Genomic DNA, 21,456 nt, shown 5'->3' with positions numbered 1-21,456 from the left:
GATGCTTGTTGCAGGCGGCCTATGAAATCGAGCGCATCCTTGCAAGGAAGTTATCGATACGTTCACTCAGACCATCACTTTGACGACCCAGATTATCGGCCGAACCACGCACATCATCGGCAGCCTCGGTGGTTTCTGCCACCGCCGACGAAACCCCCTGCATGGCGTTCGAGATTTCGGTGGTTGCCGATGCGGCCTGTTCGACATTCTGGGAGATCTCGCTGGTCGCAACGGTCTGTTGTTCGACGGCCGCGGCCACCGCAGATGCCCGCTCGCTGATATCCTTGATCATCTGAACGATGCTATCAATTGCATCGACCGCCGACTGTGTCGCTTGCTGGATATCATTGATCTGGCTTGAAATGTCCTCGGTCGCCTTGGCGGTCTGATTGGCAAGGTTTTTAACCTCGCTTGCGACCACGGCAAATCCCTTGCCAGCATCACCGGCACGGGCGGCTTCGATCGTGGCGTTCAGTGCCAGAAGGTTGGTTTGCTCGGCGATATCGCTGATCAGATTGATGACTTCGCCAATGCGGACGGCGGCCGCATTCAGGCCCTGAATGTCATCGTTGGTTGTCTGGGCACGATCACTTGCCGTCGCAGCCATTTTCGAAGTATCGCTGATCTGCCCGGCGATCTCGTGGATAGAGGCCGAAAGCTCCGTCGCCGCCGTTGCAACAAGTTGCACGTTTGACGATGCTTCTTCACTGCCCGCAGAAACAGTTGTCGACTGTTCATTGGCGGTGGCTGCACTGTTGCGTAGAACTTCGGAGACGGAATGCAGCTGTTGAACGGCAGTCCCCACTTCGCTCATCATTGCGACGACATCATCGTCAAATTCGCGAATGTGCTGTTCCTGCTTTTCAATACGCTGACGCTGCTTTTCGTCAAGTTCGCGTTGCTGGGCTTCAAGCTTTTGCCGCTCCAGACCGTTTTCGCGGAAGACAACCACAGACCGGCCCATTTCGCCGATTTCATCCTTGCGATCGGCTTCATCCAGTTTGACGTCAAAGTCGTTCTTGGCCAACCGGGCCATCTTGTCGGTCAACCCGGTTATGGCGCGAACGATGGCACGCGCAAGAACCATCGACATCAGGATCATGATGATCGCACCGGCGATAAAGATCGCAAAGGTAACCTGAACCCCGCTATGAGCGATTTGTTCGGCGCGTTGTTGCATGTTTTCGGCAACGGTCCGGACTTCATTGCCCAATGTTTCCAGAACAGGCTCGACCGCAGCGTAATATGCGCTGAGGCGTTCCAGGGATTCTTCACGTTCAAGAACAGCATCGGCAAGGGTTTTGAAATCCGCCAGATATGAATCCATCAGCTTGCCAAGCTGCTGTTTCTTTTCATCCTGAATGCTGCCGGCGCGCTCAAGCGCAGCCGAGAACTGCTTGGAAGTTGCTTCGACACTTTCGACATAGGCCGGATCCAGACGGGCAAGAAAATCCTTTTCATCGCGGCGCATCTGCAAAACGGCAATCGACAGGTCCTTGGTGCCACTCAGTCCCAGCATCGCTTCAAGCTTGGCCACTTCTGCCAAAGCAGTTTCGACTTCGGATGCGGCACTGCGCATTTCGCCCAGCAAGCCCGAACTCTCGTCCAGACCAACCTTGCGCTGCAGTTCAACGACAGTGGCGAATTCCGAAACATAATTATCGACGGCTGTCTGAACCTGCTCGACCTGCTCAAGAAGGCCCCCAAGTTCTTCACGTCCGGAAAGCTTTTCCAGACCGGCCCGGATTTGTGCGGCAGCTTCGGCGTGGGCAGTGACATATTCCTCGCTTCGTCGAATAACAAAATCTTTTTCGTGGCGACGCGCATCGAGGAACGCACGCGAGACAATGCTTACCGTCTGGGAATCCTCACTCGCAGCCTTGGCGATCAATTGCGCTGACTGGCGCTGTTGATCGGCAACGAATTGTGTGATCCCGACGATGGCGAAAATCACCAGAGCAACGATGCTCAGCAGCGAGATCTGGTAAACCAGCTTCATTCGCGACAAGAAAGACATGCTTCCACCCCTTATTTTCCGGTTCTTGGTTTTATATTTTGTTTTTCAGAACCATAAAACATTCTACCATCAGTAGATATATAAAGACTAAAGTATAGACTAATTACTAATTCCCTCTACCTTTGGCGAAAATTCCCGCAAATTAGGTCATTTCTTTTCGTCGTCTGCGCACTATGTTTGTGCTTTGCGCGGGTATTGGCACCGATTAATCACCTATCCATTCAGCCAATCGACCGCACCGGATTACAACAAACAGGATGAAGATCACCCATGAGCATCTGGGGCAAAATTATTGGCGGAACTGCAGGCTTTGCCCTGGGCGGACCATTGGGTGCAATTCTCGGCGCGGCGGCCGGTCATGTCGTTGACAAGATCAAAAGCAATGCACGCGGGCCTCAAATTGGCGGGCATGATCCCCGCCAGATCGCCTTTGCAACCGGTGTGGTCGTGCTGGCCGCCAAAATGGCCAAGGTTGACGGCCATGTGAGCCGCGATGAAGTCAACGCCTTCAAACGCGTATTCCACATCCCGCCGGGCGAAGAAAAGAATGTCGGCCGCATCTTTGACATGGCGCGATCATCCTCTGACGGGTTTGAGGTCTATGCCCATCAGATAGCCACCATGTTTCGCGGTGAACGCGCCATCCTTGAAGGCGTGCTTGAGGCGCTTTATCAAATCGCCATGGCCGACGGCGAACTGCACCCGGCCGAACAGGACTACCTTAAAAAGGTCGCCCATATCTTTGGCTTTGCCGAGGTTGACTTTGAACGGGTTCATCATGCCTTCACTGCGTCAGACGGCCCGGATCCCTATGAACAGCTTGGTCTGACGCGTGAGGCCAGTGACGATGACCTGAAATCGGCCCATCGGAAACTGTCGCGCGAAAACCATCCAGACACCCTGATGGCCAAGGGCATGCCGCCGGAATTCATCGAACAGGCCAACGAAAAGATGGCGCGGATCAATGCGGCCTGGGATCAAATCCGCAAAGAGCGCGGCATCCGCTAGCGCGTTCGATCTTCGCGATTATCTCTGTCAAAGTTGATTTCCCTTGCAACGGTGCCCGAATTGCTGTTTGCAGGGGGCCGGTCATTGTGACCCTGTTTTGTTTTCAAACTTGTCGGTTTTTCCATGGCGCCACCGCTGATCAATATTAATGACATTCACCTGACCTTTGGCGGGAATGATCTGTTTTCCGATGTGTCATTTGCCATTGGCGACCGTGACCGCCTGTGCCTTGTCGGGCGCAATGGCGGCGGCAAATCGACTCTTTTGAAAATCATCGCTGGTGAAATCGAACCCGATGGCGGCGAACGCTTTGTTCAGCCAGGCTGCAAGGTGGCCTACCTTAATCAGGAACCGAAATTCGACGGCTATGACACGGTCGAGGATTTTGTGCTTTCGGCCCTTGATGACCATGAACAGGATTACGCCTATCGATCCGACATGTTGCTGGCATCGGTTGATATTGATCCGAAGTCGGACCCCAAACAGCTTTCGGGTGGTGAAGGCCGCCGGGCCGCGATCGCGCGTGCACTGATTGCGGATCCGCAGGTTCTGTTGCTTGATGAGCCTACCAACCACCTTGATTTGCCGACAATTGAATGGCTTGAAGGCGAAATCAAGAATTTCCGCGGTGCTGTTGTGGTGATCTCGCACGACCGTGCATTCCTCAATGCCGTATCGAATGGTGTGCTGTGGCTTGATCGTGGTGTGATGCATCAGGGTTCGATCAACTTTTCCCAGTTCGAGGAATGGTCCGAGGAAATCTATCGCAAGGAAGCCGAGGAACGCGCCAAGCTTGATAAACTGATTGCACAGGAAACCGTCTGGTCGGTGCAGGGCATTTCAGCCCGCCGCAAACGGAACCAGGGCCGTCTGCGCCGTCTTTATGATATGCGCGCCCAGCGTTCCCAACAGGTTGACCGCATCGGCAACGTGTCGCTTGCAGCCGATGCCGGTGAGACATCCGGCAAGGTCGTGATCGAAGCGACCGATATTGCCAAATCATTTGGCGACCGTCAGATCATCGCTGATTTCTCGACCCGTATTTTACGTGGCGACAAGGTTGGCATTATCGGCCCGAACGGGGCCGGTAAAACCACGCTTTTGAAAATGCTGACCGGTCAGATCGAACCTGACAGCGGGACGATCAAGATCGGCACCAACCTTAATCCAAGCTATTTCGATCAGAAACGCGCCGCCCTTGATGACAGCAAGACCCTTTGGGATACGCTGTGTGATGTTGGCGGCGATCAGGTCATGGTGCGCGGCAATCCGCGCCATGTGGTCAGCTATCTGCGTGATTTCCTGTTTGATGAAAAACAGGCCAGAAGCCCGGTTGGCGCGCTTTCAGGCGGTGAACGCAACCGGCTGTTGCTGGCCAAGCAATTGGCCAAACCGACCAACCTTCTGATCATGGATGAGCCGACCAACGATCTTGATATGGATACGCTCGATCTGCTTCAGGAAATGCTGAGCGACTATGAAGGCACGCTGCTTCTGGTCAGCCACGATCGTGACTTCCTGGATCGCGTTGTGACATCATCTATCGTTATGGAAGGCGATGGGACTGCCATCGAATATGCCGGTGGCTATTCCGATTACATCGCCCAACGCAGACTCTCGCGCGCCGAGGCCGCCAAGGAAGAAAAGGCCGCCGCCAAACAGGTCAAGAAGGCCGCACAGGCATCGGCACCAAAATCCAAGCCCACAGGTAAGCTGAGCTATAAGGATCAACGCGAATACGACAATCTGCCCACCGCGATGGCCAAACTGGAAGCGGAAATCGCAACCCTTGAGGATGCGCTTTCTGATAGCAGTCTGTTCACCAAGGACCCGAACGGTTTCCAGAAAAAGGTGGATCGACTTGATGCTGCGCGCTCAGAACTTGAAGCATCCGAGGAACGCTGGCTGGAACTTGAAATGCTGCGCGAGGAACTTGGGCAGGGCTGACCAAGCTGGCACGAATTTCAAGACAGTTTAGGCATGAGTTGAGAACAACTCATTTGTGCTTTGGGCTGAAACATCGGATCAAGGGAGTGGAACCCGTCTAAAAAACTTGGGCGGGTGTGCGTATCTATCTGATATTCTTGGGGTCATTATTGCCCCTTATTGCCGAAAGGCCCCGTTATGCCGATCAAAGCCGTAATTATGGCCTTTTCCGTCGCCGTCATTTGGGGCGTGAACATGCTGACCGTCAAAGGGGCGGTTGGTGAAATCCCGCCTTTCATCCTGACAGCGATGCGTTTTGCGGCTGTGGCGATCCTGTTGATCCCGTTCACGCAAGTTCCGCGCGGACGGTTTGGCAAGCTCGCCCTGATCTCGGTGACCTTTGGCGGCCTGCATTTCGGCGTTCTGTTCTACGCCCTTTCGATGATTGATGCCGGGCCGGTCGCCATCATCATTCTGTTGGGCGTGCCGTTTTCATCGATGCTTGCGACCTATTTCTTTAATGACCGGCTGGGCTGGAAACGGCTTTCGGGTATGGCGCTGGCGTTTATCGGTGTCACCATCATGTTCTGGGACCCGACCATGACCGAGCTGCAATTACCGCTATTGTTGGTCGTGTTTGCATCCTTCATGTGGGCGGTCGCCAATGTCATGATCAAGAAGCTTGGCGACATTGATACTTTCCAGCTGAATGGCTGGATGGCGCTAATGGCGGCTCCGCAACTACTGATCATGTCCCTGATCTTTGAGCCAAACGGTTTTGAAGCGGTCATGAACGCAAGCTGGGTGGCCTATGCAAACCTTGCCTTCACGGTCGTGATGTCATCGATTGTTGCGTATGGCTTCTGGTATCATTTGCTGAAGACGCAGGATGTAAATGTCGTTGTGCCCTGGACCCTGTTGGCACCGGTGATCAGTGTGATGGGTTCGTTCCTTGTGTTTGACGAGCCGTTTTCGCTGCTTAAAATCATTGGTGGCACAGTCGTTCTGTGCGGTGTCGCGGTCATCATGCTGCGCAAGCCGGTTCAACGCAAAGCACAGGGAATGGATTGATCCGCATGGGGGAAAAGATCACCAAAACGCGATCAGCGGGAAACATCATTTCCCACCCCTCCCCCAATTTCGGTGATCGTCCGGATGGATGCCCTATTGATATTCTCGTCCTGCATTACACCGGCATGCAATCAGGTGCCGACGCACTTGAACGCCTGTGTGATCCGGAAAGCTCAGTATCAAGTCATTACCTGATCGAGGAAGATGGCCGCATCTTTCAGCTGGTTGATGAAGACAAGCGCGCCTGGCACGCCGGGCTTGGCATCTGGCAAGGCTGCCAAGACGTGAATTCCCACTCCATCGGGATCGAAATCGTCAATCCGGGGCATGAATATGGCTATCGCCCATTTCCGGAAATCCAGATCCAATCCGTCATAGATCTGACGCAAGACATCCTCAAACGCCAAGAGATCCCCGCCAGCCGTATCATCGCCCATTCCGATATGGCCCCGGACCGCAAGGAAGATCCGGGTGAACTGTTCCCTTGGCAGCAACTGGCAGAAAACGGCATCGGTTTATGGCCCGGATGCCATGGCGTTGCTGAAATCAGTTCAGGCATTTCCGGCGCAGCTGTCAGCCCGGATGAATTCTATCGGCTGCTTGAGGCGATTGGTTATGGCCCGGCAGACAGCGACGAAGGTAAAGCCAAACGCACCATCGCGTTCCAGCGTCATTGGCGGCAGAACGACATTTCAGGCAATGTCGATGGCGAATGCCTTGCCATCGCCAAGGTGCTTGCCAGCGCGATCACCCGCTAGGCACCCCTGCCCGCACTGCTTTTTCTTGACGCCACCATGGATGTGACCTACATCCCGATCACCAGATGGCCGGATGGCTGCCCTGATTGCTTGCAATCGGGGAGGAAAGTCCGGGCTCCACGGAAACACGGTGCCAGATAACGTCTGGCGGGGGCGACCCTAGGGAAAGTGCCACAGAGAGGATACCGCCGGATCGCGCAAGCCATCCGGTAAGGGTGAAAGGGTGCGGTAAGAGCGCACCGGTCCTTCAGCAATGCGGGACGCATGGTAAACCCCACCGGGAGCAAAACCTAATAGGAATGGTCGGCCGGATGCTTCGGCATTGTCGGCAGGTGGGTTTTCGTACCACCATTCGGGTTGGTTGCAGGAGGCGTTCGGCGACGGACGTCCCAGATGAATAGTCATCCAGTGCGGTTCGCCGCATGGACAGAACCCGGCTTACAGGCCATCTGGTATTATCTTTTTCAGACAGAAAAAGGCGATGACAGTTTCCCGTCATCGCCCGGATCAAATGCCTGCGATCAAGAACAGCAGATCAGCCGCGCTCGGCAATGGATTGCGCGAAATACTTGTCTACTTCTTCCTGCGTGCTTTCGGGGATATCGGACGCTGTCTGATCCTTGATCATCTTGCCCAAGGTCGGAAGCGTTTTGCGTTCGATCCGGGTTTCCGGATCCCAAAGCTTGGAACGCATCAGCGCCTTTGCGCAATGCAGGAAGGCTTCCTCAACCGTAATCTTGATCGCGGTTATCGGTGCCCTGGGCGTATCGGTAAACAGCCCCAACAAAGCCGGGTCGGTGCTGATTTCAGCAACACCGTTGATGCGCAGCGTTTCGTTCACGCCCGGCACGAAAAACAGCATCCCGACTTTCGGGTTGTCGACGATGTTTGACAGGGTATCAACGCGGTTGTTGCCCGGACGATCGGGCATGACCAGTGTTTTGTCATCAACAACCTTGATGAAACCCGGGCCATCCCCACGCGGGCTGACATCTGCATTGCCATTGGTATCTGACGAGGAAATGACCGCAAAGGGCGCAAGCGAAATGAAGTGCTTGCAGTGCGGATCAAGCGCCGGCAAACATTTGCTGACAGCAAGTCCAAGCGGCTCTCCGTAAATGGCACGGAGCTTTTCCTGAGTATCGATTTTGGTCATTGCAGATTACCTTTGGCGAGAAACGAGGGCAGAAACTGCTTTAGTTGCGAACGCAAGTCAATTGCTGATTAGTCCGCAATAATTTCCGCGACTGTTTTCACTGCTGCAAACTCGCCATTCAGGCTAGCAAGCGCAACATCATGAACCATCTGGGCCGGGAAAACCCGCCCGTCTGGCAAGCTGCGATCAAAGGTCGCACAGGCATCAGCGGCAATTGTGGCATCAAATCCAAGATTGGCCGCCATGCGGGTGGTTGTGTTGACGCAATGATCCGTGGTTATCCCGCACAGAACCAGTTTCGAAATGCCTTTCGCGCGCAAATCGGCCTCAAGGTCCGTGCCGATCAGGGCAGAATTGACGTTCTTGCCATAGACAGGCTCATCATCCTTGGGCGCAAAACCCGGCTTGAAAGCGTTACCGGGATGATCAGGATGCAGGCGCGATTGCGGCTCTGTCGAGTTGTGCTTGGCATGAAACACAGGCCAACCGTTGGCGCGCCAGTGTGCGAGCAGTTTTTCGCCGTTGGCTTCGGCGTCGGGATTGTTGCGATTACCCCAATATTCAGGGTCATCAAATCCCTTCTGCCAATCAATCAGGATCAGGGCGGTCTTGCTCATTTGTGGGGCTCCGATGTTTGGTGAATGTGCCGGCCAATCTAGCAGCGCAAAGACTGTCTAAAAGGACAGAAGCCCCACGCATTTCGCCATTTGGCTCAAAGCCATCCTTTGCGCTTGAAATACAGCAGCGGCAGGACGGCAGACAAAACCATCAGGCCGATTGCGACCGGATAGCCTAACTCCCACCCCAGTTCCGGCATGAATTCGAAGTTCATGCCATAGATGCTGGCAATCAGGGTCGGTGGCAGGAAGGCGGCGGCGGCGACAGAGAAGATCTTGATGATATTGTTCTGCTCAAGACTGATCATGCCAAGTGTCGCATCCAGCAGGAAGGTCACCTTGTTGGCGATAAAATTGGCGTGCTCGGTAATCGAGACAATATCGCGTGACAGGATCTTGAGCCGCGCCTTGGCATCCTTTTTAAGCCGCGCCTGTGTTGAGAGGAATAATCCCAAACGATGCAGGTTCAAAAGGCTGTCCTTGGCCTTGCCCGACAGGTTACCGGTACGCCCGATCTGACGCAGGGTTTCGCGGTGATCGCGATCAGAGCTCTTTTCATCCGGGCTGATAAAGACTTGATTGGACAGGCTTTCAAGATCGGTCGCCGTTTGTTCCATCAGGTCGGCAAGTCGATCAACAATCTGTTCAAGCAGACCGAACAGAACGGCCTCTGCACTATTGGCAAGCGACGGGCTGCGCTTTACACGCCGGATGAAGGTCTTGAACGGTACTGGATCGGCATAACGCACGGTGATCAGGGTCTTTTTGACCAGAATAAACGTCACCGCCGTGGTTTGTGGCGCATCGGTGGTTGCCTTGGTCAGAACCGAAACCGTCATGAACAACGCACCGTCTTCGTCATACAAGCGCGATGACAGTTCGATTTCCTGCATTTCTTCGCGCGTCGGTATTTCAATGCCAAAGCGTTCTTCGATCTCGTGAATTTCATCGGGCGTCGGGGCATGCAAATCGACCCAAACCGGAAAGCGTTCGGCCTTGGCAGCAGCCGGTTTGGCGGCAGATTGTTCAGACGGCGTGTTTGCGGCCTCGGTTGCCTGCCCATTGTCACCAACGGCGCTATCAGAAGCAGCCGGACTGGCGGTATTGCCGCTGTCGGTGTTTGCGCGCACCGGGGCAAAGAATTCGTTGGTGTCCATGAGCCTCTCCGTCTCTTCCGGCTTGCCGATGGTTACGGATGCCAGTTTATTGAATGCTTGTCATGTGATGAATGCGTTTCCAAGCAACGCAGCCCTAGAATGGCAAAACCGTCTGGAACGAAAACGGATCAATATCCGCCGCCGCCCCGCGCTTCTCGTCATAGGTCGCATGCACCTGCGCCATGAATTCTTCCTTGCTGATCATCTTGTCACCATCGGCATCAAATTCCGGAAACAGCAATTCAAGTCGGCGGCTTTCGGTGCGCAACCTTTGTCGATTGGCATCCGAAGAACCGGGCAATTTTTCAACCGCGGCAAATTCGCGCGCCACCAAAACATTATCGCCCGTGATATCGCGCCGCCGGAACATCCAGCTGGCATAGGCGGCAGCCTCGTCCGCGCTGATCCGGCCATCCTGGTCGATGTCAACCGGGTGGTATTGTTCGCGATAAACTTTGACCTGTTCGGGAATGCCCGATGGGGCGACGCCCGCGCCACCATTTTGCTGGGCAAGCGCCTTTGCAATTGCCTCGCTCAGTCCGGGGATGTTCGACACACCGTCGCCTGTCATACCGGGAACACCTGCACCTGCACCGGAGCCATCCCCATTCAGGCCATTCAGCCCCGAAAGCCCGCCCAGTCCAAACTGAGACATCAGTTCCGGATTGTTTTGCAGCTGTTGCATGATCAAGGGCAGCAATTCACGCATCTGCGGCGATGAAACTTCGGGCGAATTTGATCCGCCACCGGCCGGGTCAAGACTAAGCCCCTGTGCGGTGGCCTCCCCACCCGTGATCGGATTTAACCCGGGAACCAATGCGGCCCAGGAAAATGCGCAACCCATTAATAGAATGGCAGCTTTTATCCGCAACAATCGCTTCCTTCGTTTCACTGACGCTGCCCTGCGCCAGAAGACAACGCCCCATTCGGGGAGATTTTCATTCGTGATGGCCGATCAAAACCATCAGAGATCATTTTGACATTTTGCAGGAGTTTGCCCGCGCATCAAACCCGATTGGCCATCAAATCGCAAATTGTCTTCGACAACCCCATTCAAATCCAATTCTTGAACTGGTCCATCAAAACCCAAATTCCGGTTTTTCGATGGTCTTCCCATGGGTCCCCATGGAACGGAATTGGGATTTTATGGGCAGAAGACGGATCGCCGCTGGTTTTCCCGCATTTTTGGCCGATTTCAGCCTTTCTGCATATACCGCGGAAACCCTCAGGAAGTGCCAAAACGTCACATTCTTGCCCATCAAATCCCATTGACCCCCATGATTTCCCATGCTACCCCATAAAGAGGCACAAATTCCGTGCCATGCGGGGCATATCCATTTCAGACACACCACAGTCGCAAGACAGCCCATGAGGGCCCGTGTTCTGAGATCGGTTTTTTGATCAGGGGAATGGCGAAGTGCTGTTCACAGGGACGCACATTCACAAGCTGGACCGGAAGGGACGCGTATCCGTCCCCAAACGGTTCCGTGCGGCCCTCGATACCGAAGAATTCGCCGGCATCTACCTGTATCAATCCCACAAGGAAAGCGCACTTGAAGGCTGCAGCCACAGCCATATGGAGCGCATTGCCGCATCGCTTGATGAACTCGACATGTTTTCTGACGAGGCCGACGATCTGGCAGACACCATCCTTGGCTCCTCGCATATGCTTCCTTACGATGGCGAAGGCCGCATCATTCTGCCCGCAGAATTGATCGAATTCGCCCGCATCGAAGATCAGGTCGCCTTTGTCGGCCGTGGTCGCACCTTCCGCCTGTGGAACCCTGACATCTTCAAGCCCCTGCAAGAAGCCAGCCGGACCCGCACGCTTAACCGTGGTGCGACATTGAAGCTCAAACCGATGAGTGAACTCCCCAAAGGTGCACGTCCCGGCACCACAACGGAGGAGGACGCATCATGAGCAAAAATGACCTAAGCTTTGCTACCGAAGATCGCCCGCACAAGCCGGTCTTGCTCCGCGAGGTCCTAGAAGCCCTTGCACCGCGTGACGGCGAGATCATGGTTGACGGTACATTTGGCGCAGGCGGTTACTCCCGCGCCATTCTTGACTCTGCCAATTGCGAACTTTACGGCATCGACCGCGACCCGACCGCTGTTGCCACCGGCAAAAAGCTTGAAGCCGAATATGATGGCCGCTTCCACATGGTCGAGGGTTGCTTTGGCGATATGGCCAAACTTCTCCCGGCGGCAGGTGCGCAGCAGGTCGATGGTATCGTTCTTGATATCGGCGTTTCATCCATGCAGCTTGATCAGGCTGATCGCGGATTTTCGTTCCGCGAAGACGGCCCGCTTGATATGCGCATGTCGATGTCTGGCCCGACGGCGGCTGATTTCGTCAACACCGCCGAAGAAGAAGATATCGCCAATGTCGTTTACCGTTATGGCGAGGAACGCGCATCGCGCAAAGTCGCGCGCAAAATTATCGAAATACGCGCAGAGGAACCGTTTACCACCACATCCCAGCTCGCCCGTGCGGTGCGTTCTGTGGTGCGTAAATCCAAGGACGGCATTGATCCCGCCACGCGGACGTTCCAGGCATTGCGCATTTATGTGAATGACGAACTTGGCGAACTTGAACGCGCCATGGATGCCGCCGAAACGTTACTGAAACCGGGCGGCCGTCTGGTGGTTGTGACTTTCCACTCGCTCGAAGACCGGCAGGTCAAAACATTCATGAAGGAACGCTCTGGCGATCCGAACAAGATGTCGCGTCGCCTGCCCGGCGAACCGGAAGTAGCCATCCCGACCTTTACGACCATCACACGCAAGGCCGTCACCGGTCAGAAAGATGAAATTCGCGCCAACCCACGCGCACGTTCGGCCAAGCTGCGCGCTGTTGTGCGCAACGACCAACCGGCCACATCGCAGGGAGGTCGCAAATGACCCGTGCGGTAACCATCATTGGCCTTGTTCTGACCATCCTGATCGGCACCGGCACCTATTGGGTCAGCCATCAGGTCGAACGTCTTGAAAAACGTTACGCAGATATTCAGTCCGACATTCTGGCCGAACAGGAAAGCATCCATGTTCTTCAGGCCGAATGGAGCTATCTGAACAATCCGGAACGTATCGAACGCCTGTCCAAGCAGTATCTGAGCCTTGCCCAAATTGACGTACTTCAGATGGCAAGCATCGACGATCTGCCCGAAGACGCCGATTTGCATCAGTATCGCATCAACAAGTTCGGCGAGGCGGTTGCCTTCATGCCCGTCCCGCGCGCCCGTCCGGGTGATCTGATGTATGACGAGGCGGCCGATACCATGATCATTGATGCCCCGTCCGTCGCCACCGAAACGGGGGCCGCACAATGAGCCTGACCCGTTTTTCATACTGGCTGCGTGGCGACCGTCCGGAACTGGGCCCGGATCAGCGCGAACGTCTTGCGCTTGAAACTGCGCGCAACCGTATCTTTATCACCGGCGCGATGTTCATCATCGGTTTTTGCTGGATCACCTATGGCCTGATTGATGCATCGGTTCTGCGCCAGGGCAATGAACCGGCTGTCGCATCGGGAACCGATACCCGCGAACTCAAGACCGAGCGCGCCGATATCGTTGATCGCAACGGCATGTTGCTTGCGACCGATCTTCCGACCAATTCGCTTTATGCCGATGCCCGCGTCGTCAAGGACCCGGTTGAGTCGGCAGACTTGCTGTTGACCGTATTGCCCGATCTGGACCGCGATTCACTGATCCGTCATCTGAGTTCGCGCAAGGCATTCGTCTGGCTGCGCCGTAACCTGACGCCGGAACAACAATATGACGTCAACTCGCTTGGCATTCCGGGATTGAATTTCCAGCGTGAAGAACGCCGCGTTTATCCGCATGGGCGTCTTCTGTCACATGTTCTGGGCTTCACCGACATCGACAATAACGGCATCGCCGGGGCCGAGCGCGAATTTGACAACGAATTGCGCATCAATAACGGCCCACTGGAACTTTCGCTTGATACCCGAGTGCAATACGCGCTTGCCGAAGAAGTCGAAAACGCGATGGAAACCTACAGCGCGGTTGGGGCGGCAGGCCTTGTGATGGATGTCTATACCGGCGAAGTCGTTGCGATGACATCGCTTCCGAACTTTGACCCCCATCGCCCGGGCCAGGCACCAGCCGATGCACGCTTTAACCGGTCTACGCTTGGCGTTTACGAAATGGGTTCGGTGTTCAAGCTGTTTAACACGGCCATCGCCCTTGAAACCGGCACATCGACGCTGAACTCGGTCTATGACGCGACTGAACCGCTGGCAATTGGCGGGTTCCGCATTCGTGACTATCACGGCGAGAACCGCTGGCTGACCTTGCCGGAAATCCTGGTTCACAGCTCGAACATCGGGTCAGCCCGCATGGCAATGGCCTTTGGCGGCGAAACCCAGCAAAAATACCTTAAAAAGCTTGGCATGCTCGACAAACCGCAGATCGAACTTCCTGAAGTTGGCGGACCGCTTGTGCCCAATCCGTGGCGCGACATCAACACCATGACGATTTCATTCGGTCATGGTCTGGCCGTGACCCCGCTTCAGGTTGTCAGTGGCATTTCCACCCTTGTGAATGGTGGTATTCGCCGCCCTGCGACCATCCTCAAACAGGACGGCGCACCGGCAGGCGAACGTGTATTTTCACAGAAAACGTCGGAACTGCTGCGTCGCCTGATGCGACTGGTCGTAACCGACGGTTCTGGCAAGAACGCCGAAGTGGCGGGTTACTTCCTTGGCGGGAAGACCGGGACTTCGGAAAAACTCGTGAACGGGCGCTACGTCAAGAACGCCCGCATGTCGACCTTTGTCGCCGCCTTCCCGATGCAGGACCCGAAATATGTGGTTCTGGTGACGTTGGACGAGCCCAAGGGCACTAAAGAAACTTATGGATTTGCCACAGCAGGTTGGGTGTCCGCCCCTGCCGTTGGCAAGGTTGTGACACGTATTGCTCCCCTTTTGGGCATTGAACCGGCGAATGCGAAGGCGCCGGAGATTGAGCAAGCGCTGCAGATCGAACTTCGCAAGGGGGAACGCAAACTTGCGTCTTTCTGAGCTCATGGCAGGTGATCAAGCGGCATTGAAACATGCCGAAGGACAGGACCCGGATATCACGGGCCTGACAGCAGACTCACGCACCGTGAAGGATGGCTATATGTTTGCCGCCCTGTCCGGTGCACGTGATGACGGTTCCAAGTATATCGCCGATGCGATCAAGCTTGGTGCCGCGGCCATCCTTGCAAAGGATGGAACGCCAAGACCGGCAGCCCCCACGGTGCCACTGATCCCGGTGGAAAACCCGCGCAAACGTTATGCACAGCTTGCCGCCCGTTTCTATGGCAAGCAGCCGGCAAACATCGCGGCGATTACGGGTACGAACGGCAAAACATCCACAGCGATCTTTACCGAGCAGCTCTGGACGATCCTTGGCAACATGTCGGGATCGATCGGAACGCTTGGCATTCGGGCCGCTGGGGCAAAGATCCCCGGTTCACTGACCACGCCGGATCCGGTTGCCCTGCATCAAAGCCTTGATGAAATGTGTGGCATTGGTGTTACCCATGTCGCGATGGAGGCAAGCTCGCATGGGCTTGATCAATACCGCCTGGATGGCGTGAAGGTCACCGTTGCAGCCTTCACCAACCTGTCGCGTGATCATCTTGATTATCACGGCACGTTCGAAAAATATTTCGCTGCCAAAGCCCGCCTGTTCTCCGACCTTCTGGTTGCCGATGGCACGGCTGTGTTGAATGCCGATGTTGAACAGTTCGATCTTTTGAAAAAACTTTCCGCCAAGCGCGGTGTGAATGTCCTGTCCTATGGCGAGAACGCCGACGACATCAAACTGATCAAGGCAACACCAGACAGCACCGGCACCAAGCTCCGCCTTATGGCAAACAAGGGCGAATACAACATTCACCTGCCGCTTATGGGAAGCTTCCAGGTGATGAATGCACTGGCAGCCCTTTCCATCGTCGTGGCATCTGGTGCCGACCTTGATCAGGCGGTTCTGGCCCTTGAAAAACTTGAAGGTGTCCGTGGACGTCTGGAACTGGTTGGCAAAACCAGCTTTGGCGCGCCGGTATTTGTTGATTACGCCCACACGCCAGATGCCCTTGAAACCGTGATCAAGGCGGTCCGTCCGCATTGCAAAGGCCGCATCGTTTGTGTATTCGGGGCCGGTGGAGACCGTGACGTCGGGAAACGCTCGTTGATGGGACAGGTTGCCCGTGACTTTGCCGATATTGCCATCATCACCGATGACAATCCGCGCAGCGAAGACCCGGCCACCATTCGTGCTGCAATCAAGGAACAGTGCGAAGGTGCCGTCGAGATTGGTGACCGTGCCGAAGCCATCAAACGGGGCATCGGCATCCTTCAGCGCAACGATGTCCTTATTATCGCCGGAAAAGGCCATGAAAGAGGCCAAATTGTCGGTGATAGGGTTCTTCCATTCGATGATGCATCTGTTGCCCGCAGCATCCTTGTCGGCGGCAACTGACCTCAATTCCCGTTACGGCGCTTTGGCCGTGATGGTCTGAGCGAAAAGAAAGTGACGTTATGACGAAGGCTGTTTTATGGACCGCACAGGATGCCGCAACCGCAACCGGTGGCAAAACCACTGGCGACTGGACGGTAACCGGCATATCGATTGACAGCCGTAAAGTCAGTAAAGGCGATCTGTTCATCGCCCTGAAGGGTCCGAATTTCGATGGTCAGAAATTTGCGCAGGCCGCCCTTGATGCCGGTGCACACGCCGTCATGGTCTCGGATGCCAATGGCATTGACGACACCGACAAGGTTCTTCTGGTCGATGACACGATGGTCGCCCTTGAGCGACTTGGAATTGCCGGACGTGAACGCAGCAAAGCCAAGATCGTTGCCATCACCGGCAGCGTCGGCAAGACGGGCACCAAGGAAGCGCTTAAATATGTGCTGTCCCAGCAGGGTAAAACCCATGCCAACCCGGCCAGCTTCAACAATCACTGGGGTGTGCCGATTACTTTGGCGACCCTGCCTGATGATGCCGAGTTTGGTGTTTTTGAAATCGGCATGAACCATCCGGGCGAGATCAGCACACTTGTCAAAATGGTCAAGCCGTCTGTGGCGTTGATCACCACTGTGGTCGGCGCGCATACAGAGTTCTTCAAGGACGAAGCCGAAATCGCCATGGCCAAGGCCGAGATTTTTGAAGGCCTTGATAGCGACGGTACCATCATCCTGAACCGTGACAATCTGCATTACTTTGCCCTGGCCCGGCGCGCCAAGGAACTTGGCCTTTCCAACATCAAGTGCTTTGGCACGGATGCCGTATCAAACTATCGTCTGTTTGAAGCAAATATCGTCACCGATGGCAGCGCTGTTCGCGCACGCGTCGGAGGCCAGGATCTGGAATACTTCATCGGTTGCCCCGGCGAACACTGGGTTTTGAACTCGCTTGCCGTTCTGGGGTGTGTTGATGCGATTGGTGCAGACCTTGTCAAAGCGTCGAAGGATCTGGCGGATGTCACCCCTCCTGCCGGACGTGGCAAGACGCACACCGTCAAGCTGCCGTCTGGCGAGGGTACCTTTACGCTGATTGATGATGCCTACAATGCCAATCCGACGTCGATGATGGCCGGGATCAAGGTCCTGTCGCAGACCAAACCGGGCGAAGGCGGTCGCAAGATCGCAGTTCTGGGTGAAATGCGCGAACTCGGCGACAGTGCAACCAAAATGCATGCCGATCTTTATCATCCGCTGACCTCGCTTGAGATTGATCGGGTTTATTCGGTTGGGCCGCTGATGGCCGAGCTCGACAAAACTTTGCCTTCCGAACGAAATGCCGGCCACTTTGAAACTGCCGAAGACGCGATAGAGCCCATCAAGGCCAATTTGCGCGATGGCGACGTGGTTTTGATCAAAGGGTCACTTGGCATTTACGTTTCGAAAATTGTATCGGCCTTAAAATCCTGTGGCGTGGTGGAAAAATCCACAACCGCAACAGAGTAAGTCGCAAAAGGAACGACCAGAGCAATGCTCTATAATCTGCTTTATCAATTTGCTGATCAGATGCCGGTACTGAACCTGTTTCGGTATATCACCTTCCGCACGGGCGGTGCGATCATCACGTCGCTTATTCTTGCCTTTGTGATCGGTCCGCATCTGATCAACTGGTTGCGTTCCAAACAAAGCGAAGGCCAACCGATCCGTGAAGATGGTCCCGAAAGTCACCTTCTGACGAAAAAAGGCACGCCGACAATGGGCGGGCTTTTGCTGTTGCTATCCACGTCGATTGCCACCCTGCTCTGGGCTGATCTGACCAATCCTTATGTCTGGGCTGTTTTGCTGGTCACAATCGGCTATGGCTTCCTTGGTTTTCTGGACGACTTCCTGAAGGTTTCCAAGCGCAACACCAAGGGCCTTCCGGGCAAGCTTAAGCTCCTTGGGCAGTTTTCCATCGCAGCCCTTGCCGCCTGGTGGATTTCGTACAATACCGCCGATCCACTTTCGACAGCACTTGCTTTCCCGTTCTTCAAGAATTTCCTGCTGGATCTGGGTTGGTTCTTTGTGCCGTTTGCCATGTTTGTCATGGTGGGCGCCTCAAACTCGGTCAACCTGACCGATGGCCTTGACGGTCTGGCGATTGTTCCGGTGATGATTGCCGCGGCCAGTTTTGCGCTGATCACCTATCTGATCGGTAACGTTCAGTTCGCCGAGTATCTGCAGGTCCATTACGTTGCCGGTTCGGGCGAATTGACCATTTTCCTTGGCGCACTTGTCGGTGCTGGCCTTGGCTTCCTCTGGTACAACGCCCCGCCTGCTATGGTGTTCATGGGCGATACCGGCTCACTCGCCCTTGGCGGTGCTTTGGGTGCGGTTTCTGTTGTCACCAAGCACGAACTGGTTCTGGCCATCATCGGTGGTCTGTTTGTTCTGGAAACCCTGTCGGTGATCATTCAGGTCGGGTCGTACAAACTGACCGGTAAACGCGTGTTCCGCATGGCCCCGCTTCATCACCATTTCGAGAAAAAAGGCTGGCAGGAAGCAACCATCGTCATCCGCTTCTGGATCATTGCTGTCATCCTCGCACTGGTTGGTCTTGCGACCCTGAAACTTCGTTAAGGACACGCCATCGTGATTGATCTTTCACATCTGCGCGGCAAAACCATCGCGGTTCTGGGTCTGGGAAAATCCGGACTGGCCAGTGTGAAAGCATTGATCAATGCAGGCGCAATTGTCTGGGCGTGGGACGACACCGCATCATCGCGTGAACAGATCGAACCACTTGGTCTTGCGCCGATCAATCTGGCGGAATGTGACTGGTCTGAACCCGACATGCTAGTAATCAGCCCAGGCATTCCATCGACCTTTCCGACCCCGCATCCGGCGGCAGAAAAGGCACGGCGCGCGGGCAAACCGATTATTTGCGACGTTGAACTGCTGTGCGCGGCACAGCCTGATGTGCCGACACTTGCCATCACCGGCACCAACGGCAAGTCGACCACCACCGCACTGACCGCCCACATTATCGGGCAGGCTGGGATTAAAACGCAGGCTGGCGGCAACCTCGGCAATGCGGCCCTTGGGCTTGAACCGTCAACGCGCGATGACTGCCTTGTGCTTGAACTGTCATCCTATCAGCTCGAACTGCTGGAACATGCGGCCTTTGATGCCTGTGCGCTGTTGAACATCACCCCGGATCATCTGGATCGCCATGGCGGGCTGGATGGATATATCGGGGCAAAACACCTGATCTTTGCACGTTCCAAAGGGCCGAAATGGGCAATCATTTCCGTTGATGACGAACCCTGTGCCAAAATGGCGGTTGAACTGGCGCGCGAAGGCGGTCGTCACATCATCGAAGTTTCTGTCAAACAACCGGTCGATCACGGCATCTATGTTGATGCGGATGGTTGGCTGATTGATGACATGAACGGGGCGCAAACCCGTATTCTGGATCTTGCGACCGTCACCCATATGCCCGGTCGACACAACTGGCAAAACATTGCCTTTGCTTATGGGCTGTGCCGTGCGCGGGGTGTCGATGCCACCCGGATCATTGATGGCGTCATGTCCTTCCCAGGGCTGGCCCATCGACAGGAACTGCTTGGCAGCATTGATGGTGTGGTGTTTGTCAATGACAGCAAGGCCACCAATGCCGAAGCATCGGCAAAGGCGCTTTCGGCCTATAAAAACATTTACTGGATCGCGGGTGGCAAACCCAAGGAAGGCGGGATTGAAGGATTGCAGGAATTCTATCCCCACATCAAGAAGGCCTATCTGATTGGTGCGGCGACGAATGAATTTGCCGAAACCCTTGGTAATGACCTGCCGTGGGAGAAATGCGAAACCCTTGATGTCGCAACCAAAATGGCCTTCGCCGACGCCAAGACCTGCGGCGATGACAAACCGGTGGTGATGCTCACCCCGGCCTGTGCATCGTTTGATCAGTTCAAAAGCTTTGAGGCGCGCGGGGATGCCTTCCGCGATTTGTACAACGCATTGGCGGGTGGTGACATGACCAGGAAGGCAAACGCATGAAGTCCCTGTTTGGTCATAACACGAATATCGCCTTTTCGCGTGCCGATACCTCGGTTCTCGGGATCTGGTGGTGGACGGTCGATCGCTGGTTACTCGCCGCCATCATCCTTCTGATGGGGATTGGCGCGCTTCTGGTGATGTCGGCAAGTCCGCCCGTTGCTGATCGCATCAATGTTGACAGTTTCCACTTTGTAACCCGCCAGTTCGTTTTCCTTGGCATGGCGACGGTTTGCATGTTTGCCATTTCGCTATTGCCGGTGAAATGGGTGCGACGTTTGGCGTCCTTCATGTTTCTGGGGGTGCTCTTTTTGCTGATCATCACTCCTTTCATCGGATCAGACATCAAGGGCGCAGTACGCTGGATCAACGTTGCCGGGATTAACCTGCAACCGTCCGAATTCCTCAAACCGGCCTTTGCAGTTGTCATTGCCTGGATGTTTGCCGAAGGACGTTTGAACCCGAACTTCCCGGGCTATATCGTTTCCAGCCTGATGTTGGCTGTTTGCATCTTCCTTCTGATGATCCAGCCGGACTTTGGACAGACTGTTGTCATCACCTCGATCTGGTCGGTGCAGATCTTCCTGGCCGGACTTCCGATCATTCTGGTGTTCTGTTTGGGGCTTGGCGCAGTTGGACTGGCCGTCACGGCATATCTGATCCTGCCGCACGTTCAGTCGCGTGTGGACCGCTTCCTTGATCCGGCATCTGGTGACAGCTATCAGATCGAACGATCCATGGAAGCCTTCATGAGTGGCGGCATCATGGGCCGTGGTCCGGGTGAAGGCTGGGTCAAGAACTCCATCCCCGATGCCCATTCCGACTTTATCTTCGCCGTCGCTGGCGAGGAATTCGGTCTTCTGTTCTGCGTGCTGGTCGTTGGTGTCTTTACCTTCATCATCATGCGCGGTCTCTCGCGCCTGATGGGGGAACGCAACCTTTTCGTGGTTCTGGCCGTCACAGGCATTCTGGTTCAGTTCGGCTTGCAGGCCGTCATCAACATGGCGTCCACCCTGCAACTGGTTCCGCCAAAGGGCATGACATTACCGTTCGTATCTTACGGTGGGTCGGCAACGATCGGGATTGCGATTGGCATGGGATTTGTTCTGGCGTTGACGCGAAAACGGCCCGGCGAATAATCGCCATCATCCCTTTAAAACTTTCTGCATCAAAACGACAAAATCAGGTGTTATTCCACGCCCGGTTTGAAGGGATATTAACCTTTGTCGGGTT

General features: G+C 55.1%; 18 protein-coding genes and 1 other RNA gene. 14 read left to right on the top strand and 5 right to left on the bottom strand.

The features are described 5' to 3' along the window. Positions 1 to 19: 19 nt before the first annotated feature. The gene (locus TH2_RS06510; RefSeq protein WP_008889612.1) at positions 20 to 2,017 is read right to left on the bottom strand and encodes a methyl-accepting chemotaxis protein; all 1,998 of its coding nucleotides are present in this window, start codon (positions 2,015 to 2,017) and stop codon (positions 20 to 22) included. Between the two features lie 270 nt (positions 2,018 to 2,287). On the opposite strand from TH2_RS06510, the gene TH2_RS06505 reads away from it, so the two are divergent. From TH2_RS06505 to rnpB, 5 genes are all read left to right on the top strand, one after another. Further along, complete coding sequence (locus TH2_RS06505; protein ID WP_008889611.1) at positions 2,288 to 3,025, top strand: TerB family tellurite resistance protein; 738 nt, start codon at positions 2,288 to 2,290, stop codon at positions 3,023 to 3,025. Positions 3,026 to 3,148: 123 nt separating this feature from the next. Beyond that, entirely contained in the window at positions 3,149 to 4,972 is a 1,824-nt protein-coding gene (locus TH2_RS06500) for an ATP-binding cassette domain-containing protein (protein WP_008889610.1), read from the top strand. A gap of 177 nt (positions 4,973 to 5,149) precedes the next feature. Continuing rightward, complete coding sequence (locus tag TH2_RS06495; protein WP_008889609.1) at positions 5,150 to 6,022, top strand: DMT family transporter; 873 nt, start codon at positions 5,150 to 5,152, stop codon at positions 6,020 to 6,022. A gap of 5 nt (positions 6,023 to 6,027) precedes the next feature. Further along, positions 6,028 to 6,780 (top strand): N-acetylmuramoyl-L-alanine amidase, encoded by a 753-nt coding sequence (locus tag TH2_RS06490; RefSeq protein ID WP_008889608.1) that lies wholly within the window; start codon positions 6,028 to 6,030, stop codon positions 6,778 to 6,780. A gap of 61 nt (positions 6,781 to 6,841) precedes the next feature. Next, positions 6,842 to 7,237: RNase P RNA component class A (gene rnpB / locus TH2_RS20515), an RNA gene on the top strand. A 78-nt stretch (positions 7,238 to 7,315) separates the two neighbouring features. Here the strand turns inward: rnpB and TH2_RS06485 are convergent. From TH2_RS06485 to TH2_RS06470, 4 genes are all read right to left on the bottom strand, one after another. Then, positions 7,316 to 7,936 (bottom strand): pyridoxamine 5'-phosphate oxidase family protein, encoded by a 621-nt coding sequence (locus TH2_RS06485; protein ID WP_008889607.1) that lies wholly within the window; start codon positions 7,934 to 7,936, stop codon positions 7,316 to 7,318. Between the two features lie 68 nt (positions 7,937 to 8,004). Further along, the gene (locus TH2_RS06480) at positions 8,005 to 8,553 is read right to left on the bottom strand and encodes a cysteine hydrolase family protein (protein ID WP_008889606.1); all 549 of its coding nucleotides are present in this window, start codon (positions 8,551 to 8,553) and stop codon (positions 8,005 to 8,007) included. 95 nt (positions 8,554 to 8,648) lie between these two features. Continuing rightward, positions 8,649 to 9,710, bottom strand: coding sequence for a magnesium/cobalt transporter CorA (gene corA / locus TH2_RS06475; RefSeq protein ID WP_008889605.1), 1,062 nt, complete (start codon positions 9,708 to 9,710; stop codon positions 8,649 to 8,651). Positions 9,711 to 9,804: 94 nt separating this feature from the next. Next, positions 9,805 to 10,581, bottom strand: coding sequence for an EF-hand domain-containing protein (locus TH2_RS06470; RefSeq protein ID WP_238538667.1), 777 nt, complete (start codon positions 10,579 to 10,581; stop codon positions 9,805 to 9,807). 546 nt (positions 10,582 to 11,127) lie between these two features. Here TH2_RS06470 and TH2_RS06460 point away from each other — a divergent pair. From TH2_RS06460 to ftsW, 9 genes are read left to right on the top strand one after another with little or no spacing between them, the layout of a single operon-like run. Continuing rightward, positions 11,128 to 11,631, top strand: coding sequence for a division/cell wall cluster transcriptional repressor MraZ (locus TH2_RS06460; protein WP_008889603.1), 504 nt, complete (start codon positions 11,128 to 11,130; stop codon positions 11,629 to 11,631). After that, on the top strand, positions 11,628 to 12,614 hold the full coding sequence (rsmH, locus tag TH2_RS06455) for a 16S rRNA (cytosine(1402)-N(4))-methyltransferase RsmH (RefSeq protein ID WP_008889602.1): 987 nt from the start codon (positions 11,628 to 11,630) through the stop codon (positions 12,612 to 12,614). The genes TH2_RS06460 and rsmH overlap by 4 nt, the downstream gene beginning before the upstream one ends. Further along, entirely contained in the window at positions 12,611 to 13,042 is a 432-nt protein-coding gene (ftsL, locus tag TH2_RS06450; RefSeq protein ID WP_008889601.1) for a cell division protein FtsL, read from the top strand. The genes rsmH and ftsL overlap by 4 nt, the downstream gene beginning before the upstream one ends. Continuing rightward, positions 13,039 to 14,757: a peptidoglycan D,D-transpeptidase FtsI family protein gene (locus tag TH2_RS06445; RefSeq protein ID WP_008889600.1), complete on the top strand. Its 1,719-nt coding sequence runs from the start codon at positions 13,039 to 13,041 to the stop codon at positions 14,755 to 14,757. Before ftsL ends, TH2_RS06445 begins: the two co-directional genes overlap by 4 nt. Beyond that, positions 14,744 to 16,204, top strand: coding sequence for a UDP-N-acetylmuramoyl-L-alanyl-D-glutamate--2,6-diaminopimelate ligase (locus tag TH2_RS06440; protein WP_008889599.1), 1,461 nt, complete (start codon positions 14,744 to 14,746; stop codon positions 16,202 to 16,204). Before TH2_RS06445 ends, TH2_RS06440 begins: the two co-directional genes overlap by 14 nt. A 59-nt stretch (positions 16,205 to 16,263) precedes the next feature. Then, positions 16,264 to 17,694, top strand: a complete 1,431-nt coding sequence (locus TH2_RS06435; protein ID WP_008889598.1) for a UDP-N-acetylmuramoyl-tripeptide--D-alanyl-D-alanine ligase — start codon at positions 16,264 to 16,266, stop codon at positions 17,692 to 17,694. Between the two features lie 24 nt (positions 17,695 to 17,718). Then, on the top strand, positions 17,719 to 18,807 hold the full coding sequence (gene mraY / locus TH2_RS06430) for a phospho-N-acetylmuramoyl-pentapeptide-transferase (protein WP_008889597.1): 1,089 nt from the start codon (positions 17,719 to 17,721) through the stop codon (positions 18,805 to 18,807). A 12-nt stretch (positions 18,808 to 18,819) separates the two neighbouring features. Further along, the gene (gene murD / locus TH2_RS06425) at positions 18,820 to 20,226 is read left to right on the top strand and encodes a UDP-N-acetylmuramoyl-L-alanine--D-glutamate ligase (RefSeq protein WP_008889596.1); all 1,407 of its coding nucleotides are present in this window, start codon (positions 18,820 to 18,822) and stop codon (positions 20,224 to 20,226) included. Then, the gene (gene ftsW / locus TH2_RS06420) at positions 20,223 to 21,362 is read left to right on the top strand and encodes a putative lipid II flippase FtsW (protein ID WP_008889595.1); all 1,140 of its coding nucleotides are present in this window, start codon (positions 20,223 to 20,225) and stop codon (positions 21,360 to 21,362) included. The genes murD and ftsW overlap by 4 nt, the downstream gene beginning before the upstream one ends. Positions 21,363 to 21,456 lie beyond the last annotated feature (94 nt).

The organism is Thalassospira profundimaris WP0211 (genome assembly GCF_000300275.1).
In the GTDB taxonomy this organism is placed as follows: domain Bacteria; phylum Pseudomonadota; class Alphaproteobacteria; order Rhodospirillales; family Thalassospiraceae; genus Thalassospira; species Thalassospira profundimaris.
Note: the sequence above shows the minus strand (reverse complement) of the source record. Positions and strands in the feature narration are given on the sequence as shown.